Source organism: Bacillus sp. 7705b (assembly GCF_002289525.1).
GTDB classification, from domain to species: Bacteria; Bacillota; Bacilli; order Bacillales; family Bacillaceae; genus Bacillus; species Bacillus halotolerans.
Window position 1 is genome coordinate 242965 of record NZ_NSDH01000033.1, and the last position, 6101, is coordinate 249065.

Annotated in this window: 6 protein-coding genes; 4 read left to right on the forward strand and 2 right to left on the reverse strand. The window is 43.7% G+C overall.

Features of this window, described 5'->3' with window-relative positions; genetic code table 11:
- The first annotated feature begins 56 nt into the window (after positions 1-56).
- A complete protein-coding gene (locus CJU60_RS13850) occupies positions 57-1913 on the forward strand; it encodes an LTA synthase family protein (protein WP_095714054.1) in 1857 nt (618 codons plus the stop codon).
- Positions 1914-1939: 26 nt separating this feature from the next.
- Here CJU60_RS13850 and CJU60_RS13855 read toward each other — a convergent pair whose 3' ends face one another.
- Positions 1940-2866: a substrate-binding domain-containing protein gene (locus CJU60_RS13855; protein ID WP_095714066.1), complete on the reverse strand. Its 927-nt coding sequence runs from the start codon at positions 2864-2866 to the stop codon at positions 1940-1942.
- Between the two features lie 110 nt (positions 2867-2976).
- On the opposite strand from CJU60_RS13855, the gene modA reads away from it, so the two are divergent.
- Both modA and modB read left to right on the forward strand, forming a co-directional pair.
- Complete coding sequence (modA, locus tag CJU60_RS13860; RefSeq protein ID WP_095714055.1) at positions 2977-3759, forward strand: molybdate ABC transporter substrate-binding protein; 783 nt, start codon at positions 2977-2979, stop codon at positions 3757-3759.
- Complete coding sequence (gene modB, locus CJU60_RS13865) at positions 3731-4423, forward strand: molybdate ABC transporter permease subunit (RefSeq protein WP_141243786.1); 693 nt, start codon at positions 3731-3733, stop codon at positions 4421-4423. Before modA ends, modB begins: the two co-directional genes overlap by 29 nt.
- A 34-nt stretch (positions 4424-4457) precedes the next feature.
- On the opposite strand, the gene pgoN is transcribed toward modB, so the two are convergent.
- Positions 4458-5288, reverse strand: coding sequence for a glyoxal/methylglyoxal reductase (pgoN, locus tag CJU60_RS13870; protein WP_095714057.1), 831 nt, complete (start codon positions 5286-5288; stop codon positions 4458-4460).
- A 243-nt stretch (positions 5289-5531) separates the two neighbouring features.
- On the opposite strand from pgoN, the gene yvgO reads away from it, so the two are divergent.
- Complete coding sequence (yvgO, locus tag CJU60_RS13875) at positions 5532-6017, forward strand: stress response protein YvgO (protein ID WP_024122833.1); 486 nt, start codon at positions 5532-5534, stop codon at positions 6015-6017.
- The last annotated feature ends 84 nt before the right edge of the window (positions 6018-6101 follow it).

Genomic DNA, 6101 nt, shown 5'->3' on the forward strand with positions numbered 1-6101 from the left:
ACATAAGAAGCATCTTCATGGCAGATGTTCAAGAAAACGTGAGGAGTTATAAATTGATGAAAGGAACCTTTTTTCACAATCAGCGTTTTTTAAGTTTATCCATCTTATTCATGTGGATCAAAACTTATGTGATCTATAAACTGGGTTTTGATTTGCAGATCGACTCTCTATTGCAGGAGCTGATTCTGCTGATCAATCCGCTTAGCTTCATACTCCCTCTATTTGGGATTGGCCTGCTTTTAAAAGGCAGCAAGCAGCGCATCTTTTTGCTGATTGCCAATTTGGTTCTGACTGCCATTTTGATCTCCAACACGATTTTTTACGGCTTTTATATCGATTTTATTACCATCCCGGTTTTGTTTCAGGCCAGCAACATGAGCGATATGGGCAGCAGTGTAAAAGAGCTGTTCAATCCTTTGTTCATCGCTCTGTTTGCGGATTTGGCTTTTCTTCTGCTGCTCTCCAGAAAAGAGAAGAGTCCCGAGTCGAAAGCGAACCCCCGTACGGTCAAGCGGTACTATGCCGCTTCCTGCGGGATTCTTATATGTACGCTGGGACTTGCAGAAATTGAACAGCCGAAGCTATTGGCACATTCCTTCGACCGGGAAGTGCTCGTCAAAAGCATTGGCCTGTTTCAGTTCCACATCTACGATACCATTTCTCAGACTGTCAATATGAGTGCGAAGGCATTTGCCGATGAAGACAGCCTCTCTACAATCAAAAACTACACTGAGGCTGACTACAGCAAGCCTGATCCAAGCAAGTTCGGACTGGCAAAGGGACGGAATGTGATTTTTGTGACGCTTGAATCGACTCAAAGCTTTGTTCTGAATGAAAAGGTAAACGGAAAAGAAATTACCCCGTTTATGAATGACCTGATGAAAAAGAGCTATTCCTTTGATCATTTTTATCAGCAAACAGAGCAAGGCAAAACGTCTGATTCGGAATTTATCGTCGCTAACTCTCTATACCCTTCCCTAAGCGGCGCCGTCTTTTTTACGAAAAGTGACCATCAATTTCATACGATGTACAAATCACTCAAGCAGAATGATTATTATTCAGCCGTCTTTCACGCCAATCATAAAACATTTTGGAACAGAGATGTGATGTATGAAACGTTTGGGATTGACCGCTTTTTTGATGTCGATGAGTTCCATGTGACTCCTGAAACCTCAACAAGCTGGGGATTAAAGGATAAGGAATTTCTGGAACAGTCAGCTGCTAAACTGAAAAGCCTGCCGAAGCCGTTCTACAGCAATTTCATCACATTGACGAACCATTTTCCGTTTGAAATTGATGAAAAGGATCAGCTGATTGATGAATATGATTCAAGCAGCGACCTGTTAAACCGCTATGTGACGACGGTTCGCTATGAGGATGAAGCACTGAAGCATTTTATCAAAAAACTCAAGGATGAAGGCTTATACGAAAACTCGATGATTGTCTTTATGGGAGATCATTACGGCATATCAGAAGCCCATAATAAAGCCCTGGCTGAGTTTTTAGGAAAAAGTGAAATTACGCCATATGACACCGTCCAGCTTCAGCGGGTGCCGTTTATCATTCATATTCCTGGAATCACTGATCAAAACCCGGAAACAATCTCCGATGCCGGAGGACAGGTTGACGTCAGGCCGACTCTGATGCACCTGCTCGGAATTGATACAAAAGGTGATATTCAGTTTGGCAATGATTTGCTGTCAAACAACCGAACGCCATTTGCCGTGCTGAGAAACGGCAGCTTTATCACGAACGACTATGTATATACGAAAAACACATGCTACAGCAAAAAAACAGGAGAAGTGCTAGAAAATCAAGATGCTTGCGCTCCCTATAAAGAAAAAGCAAATGAAGAGCTGTCTCTTTCTGATAAAATGTTAAATGGAGACCTTCTGCGTTTTTATGGTCAATAAAAAAATCCCTCTACGAGGGATTTTTTTCATGTTTCGTATATCACTTTACCTGTCAGCTTCGTTTGATAGCCATTAAGATGAGACAGGTTGGCCTTATATTCTTCCGATTTCAAGATGCTCTTTACAGCTTCAAGCAGCTGCTGGTGTTTTTTCAAAATGACAATGTCGTATTGTTCCTCGATGAGCGGGATAAAATCAACGCTTCCCATATGTGCCGCGTGCTGCGCCCCGATTCCCGCGTCTGCCTGTCCGCTCGAGACTTGGGAGGCAACAGCATAATGATCAGTCACAATGTCACTGTAGCCCTTGACGTCTGAAGGTGTCACACCAAGCAGACCAAGCTGTTCGTCAAGCAGCACTCTTGCGCCCGATCCTTTTTCTCTGTTGATGATGCGGATGTCGGTTCGTTTCAGGTCATCCCAGCCTTGTATGTTTTTCGGATTTCCTTTTTGAACGTATAAGCCGGCTTTGCGAAGGACAACATTCATCTGACAAAACGGTTCGCCTGACAGAATGCGTTTCACATAAGGCGTATTATATTGAGCGGTTTCCACATCGTACAGATGCAGGCTGACAATGTCGCATTTGCCTTGGTACATGTCAATGAGGCTGTTTAAGCTGCCTTTGTATTGGCGGAGCGGCGTCTCTTGAATGGCATTTTCCAAATGCTTGCTGAGCAGATCCATCGATATATCCTGTCCGCTGATGACGACATTCCGCCTGCCCTCCGGCATCGGCTCTTGTGCCTTTCTCGGCTCTTCGGGTGAAGACACAGGCTGAGACATTCTCATGTTCGCCTTATATTGCTTTAAATCTGCTTCATCGACACGCATCTGCCTTCCGACACGGTAAGCAGGGATCATGCCTTTTTTAATCAAATCATAAACGGTCAGCTTTGATACCTTCAGCAGACCAGCAACTTCTTCTATCGTATAGGAAGAGGTTTCATTCATCATCATCACTCTCCTATTTCATTATACCTTTTCGGAGAATGTAAAAAAACCCACATAATCCAAACATAATCAGTTATAATTAGATATAACTAATTATAAGGGGTGCAATCATGTTTAAGAAGTATTCCATTCTGACCGCAGCATTAACTGTTTTTCTGCTTGCAGCAGGCTGCTCTGCCAGCCAATCATCAAGTGACAAAGAGAAAAAAGTGACCTTAACTGTCTCAGCAGCTGCCAGTGCCCAGGATGCACTCGAGGAAATTCAAAAGAACTACGAGAAAACCCATCACAATATTACGATCCAAGATAACTTTGGCTCATCAGGTGCCTTGCAAAAGCAAATTTCTCAAGGAGCCGGGGCGGATCTGTTCTTCTCAGCCGCTGAGGACAAATTCCAAAAGCTTGTAGATGATGGGGATATCGCTAAAAAAGACAGCACTCATTTAGTCGGAAATGAAATTGTGCTCGTTGTGCCTAAGGATGGAGATTCACCAGTCACAGGCTTCGACAATCTGACTGATTCAGAAAAAATCGCTCTTGGAACCCCGGAATCCGTGCCGGCAGGAGCATATGGAAAAGAATCACTGACAAAGCTGTCTCTATGGGACAAAGTAAAAGATAAGATCGTGTACGGAAAAGACGTTCGCCAGGTTCTTTCATATGTAGAAACAGGCAATGTAGACGCAGGTGTCGTTTATAAAACAGACGCGCTGATCTCTAAGAAAGTCAAAATCGTCGATGAGACAAAAGCTGATACACACAGCCCGATCGTTTACCCGTTAGGAATTGTAAAAGATACGAAACACCATAAGGAAGCGAAGGAATTTTACGATTACCTGCAAACTGACGAAGCGATGAAAGTGTTTGAGAAATATGGTTTTACTGCTGAATAACATCAGCACTTCAGAATTTTTCACGCCGGTTATGCTTTCCTTTCAAGTGGCGGCGTTCGCCGGAATCGCGGTGATCATTCTCGGAACTTTGGCAGGGGCATGGATGTCACGAGCATCATTTTTCGGAAAAACCATACTCGAAACGATTTTTATGCTTCCTCTCGTTCTTCCGCCCACCGTTGTCGGTTTTATTTTGATCGTCATGTTTGGAAAGCACAGCTTCATCGGACAAACAATCGAATGGATCTTTCATCAGCCCGTGATTTTCACCTGGTGGGCCGCTGTGATTGCTTCTGCTATCGTGGCTTTTCCGCTTATGTATCAATCGGCCAAAACCGGATTTTCCGATATTGACCCCGATATAGAGGGAGCGGCAATGGTAGACGGCGCAAGCAGATGGAGGGTGTTTATCCATATCTCCATTCCGCTGGCGTATCCATCGTTGCTGACCGGAAGCATCCTCAGCCTGGCGCGGGCGCTCGGTGAATTCGGCGCCACCTTGATGTTTGCCGGAAATATCCCGGGTGTTACCCAAACACTGCCGACAGCCATTTATGTCGCTTTGGATTCCGGCAACAACGCACTTGCATGGGCGTGGGTCATCTGTATCATCGTGATTTCCTTTCTGATGCTGTTTTTGATTCAACTGAAAAAAACGCACTAAAAAAACTCCCCGTGTGTAGACGGGGAGTTTTTGATTAAAACAGAAGCTCATCGGGGTTTGGACCGACACGTTCATCTTGATTTAACGCATCAATCTTGTCCATGTCTTCTTGAGACAATTCGAAATCAAAAATATCAGCGTTTTCGATAATACGGTGTTCTTTAATCGATTTTGGAATCGTTACAACTTCATGCTGAAGGTCCCAGCGCAAAATCACCTGTGCTACAGATTTATTATATTTTTCAGCGATCTGTGTCAGCACGTCGTTATCAAGCAGCTGGCCCTGCATAAGCGGAGACCATGCTTCCAGCTGGATGCCTTGCTTTTTGCAGTAGTCTCTTAATTCTTTTTGCGTCAAACGAGGGTGAAATTCAACTTGGTTCACCATCGGTTTGATTTCAGCATCTTTCAAAAGCTCTTCTAAATGATGAACTTGGAAGTTGCTGACGCCAATCGCGCGGATTTTGCCGTCTTTGTACAGCTTTTCAAGCGCGCGCCATGTATCTTTATACTTATCCTTGCCAGGCCAGTGGATTAAATATAAGTCTAAATAATCAAGCTGAAGTCTTTCCAGGCTTTTTTCAAAGGCAGCAAGCGTTGTGTCGTAGCCCTGATCTTCATTCCATACTTTTGATGTAATGAAGAGCTCTTCTCTTGCAACACCGGATTCTTTAATGCCGATGCCTACACCTTCTTCATTTTTATAGACAGCCGCTGTATCAATGCTGCGGTAGCCATTTTTAATCGCAGCTTTAACCGATTCAGTCGCTTCACTTCCGTTTTCTACTTTAAAAACACCAAGACCGAACCAAGGCATTTCAACTCCGTTATGTAGCTTTACAGTATCTTTTAAACTTGTTGCCACTAGAACATCCACCCTTTCATTGAAATGTAAGCGTCTATATTATCTCACATTCCTCTCAGCAGATACCAATAATACGCTTAAGAGCCTCTTATTGCTTCTTTTTTCATACGGACGTTTTTATTTCATAGTAAACAATGCGCATTTGTACTATTTTTTTCCTATTTTATCAATTATAAGATTATTTAGACAGTGAGCAGGGTAAGCGAATACTGTAGCCCACAAAAACATAGAGGAGGAAACAAATTGAAACGTATTCGTATCCCAATGACTCTTGCACTTGGCGCCGCTTTGACAATTGCCCCTTTGTCCCTTGCCTCTGCTGAGGAAAATCCCGCACCGAAGATCTCACAGAAAACAACAGCCGGAACAGCTGCCGCAGAAGTCGGTTTAAACGTCAACCTTGATTTGCTAGGGATTGCCAACCAAATTTCAGATGCCATTAAATCAGCCCAGAACCGGGACGGTTTTGTGAAAAATCTCATGGAGTCTTCCTTCTACGCATCCGGCCAAAAATATAACGTCATGGTTTTTAACTTAAGCCAGGAATATGAAGATCACTTAAATGGTGTGCAGTTTTACGGCTCGGCCGTTTATGACGGCATTACGTACGGCATTTGGGTATTTGAGGACGGAAGCTTCACAAACAAAGGAGACGGCGGCTGGATCAACTGGGCCTTCAGAGGCTGGTTCGATCGAAACGACAACACTGTCGAATTCCATCGCCCCTAACCTATAGAAAAAAAAGCTGGCGTCAGGGGACTGACCCCATAAGATGAGACAAATAAAAAACACCTTCAAGTTTGAAAACGGATA